This is a genomic window from Mycobacterium sp. IS-1264 (genome assembly GCF_001954195.1).
In the GTDB taxonomy this organism is placed as follows: Bacteria; Actinomycetota; Actinomycetes; order Mycobacteriales; family Mycobacteriaceae; genus Mycobacterium.
In genome coordinates this window covers 1-1035 of the sequence record NZ_MBES01000089.1, presented here as the reverse complement: position 1 = coordinate 1035, position 1035 = coordinate 1, and the positions used below count along the sequence as shown (strand labels likewise).

The 1035-nt window shown below is 66.6% G+C and carries 1 protein-coding gene; it reads right to left on the bottom strand.

What is annotated here, in order from left to right; genetic code table 11:
• Nucleotides 1–1035 (bottom strand): condensation domain-containing protein (locus A5744_RS23355; RefSeq protein ID WP_240563166.1); only part of this gene is annotated, 1035 nt, incomplete at both ends.

Sequence of the window (1035 nt, the reverse complement as noted above, 5' to 3'; positions counted from 1 at the left end):
GTCACCACCGCCTCGATCACCCGGCCAAACCAGCCGACCAACCGCTCGATGCTGGCCCGGTCGAACAAATCCGTGGCGTACAGCACTACCCCGGTCGCCATCGGCGCGCCCGCCTCCTCGGCGAGCACCTCACCCAGGTTGAAATCCAGGTCGAACTTGGAGGTTTGGGTGGACACTCCGAGCGGCTCGACGTCGACTCCGTCCAGCGCTACCTCGGGGCGCACATTGCTCATAAAGGCCATGCCCACCTGGAACAGCGGGTGATGGGCGGTGGAGCGCACCGGGTTGAGCTGTTCGACCAGCCGCTCGAAGGGAACGTCCTGGCTGTTGTAGGCGGCCAGGGCCTTGTGCCGCACCGCGGCCAGGACGTCGGAGAAGCGCTGCGCGGCATTGACACCCACGCGCAATACCCAGGTGTTGACGAAAAACCCGACCAGATCATCGAGGGCCTCGTCCAGTCGCCCGGCGATCGGGGTGCCCATCGCGATATCCTCACCGGCACCGGCCCGGTGCAGCACCACGGCCAACGCCGCCTGCAACACCATCGAGGCCGTCGCGTTGTGCGCCGCCGCCAGCGCCTTGATCCCCGCCCACAGCTGCGGGTCGATGCGCACCTCGACCTGATCACCGCGGTAGCTGGGCACCGGCGGACGGACCCGGTCGGTCGGCAGCGACACCACCTCGGGCAGCTCGGCCAACTCCTCGCGCCAATAAGCCAACTGCGCGGCGATCACACTGTCGGGATCGGATTCGTCTCCCAGCCAATCCCGTTGCCACAGTGTGTAATCCGCGTACTGCACCGCCAAACCGGGCCAGCTGGGGGTGCGGCCAGCCCGCCTGGACCGATACGCCTCGGCCACATCGCGGAACATGGGAGCCAAAGACCAGCCGTCAAAAGCGATGTGGTGCACCACAATTCCCACCACATGTTGCTCGGGCCCCACGGAATAGATCTGGGCACGGATCGGAATCTCGCTCGACAGGTCAAACCGATACCCGGCCAGCGCCACCAACTCGCCGGTCACCTCGCGCTCC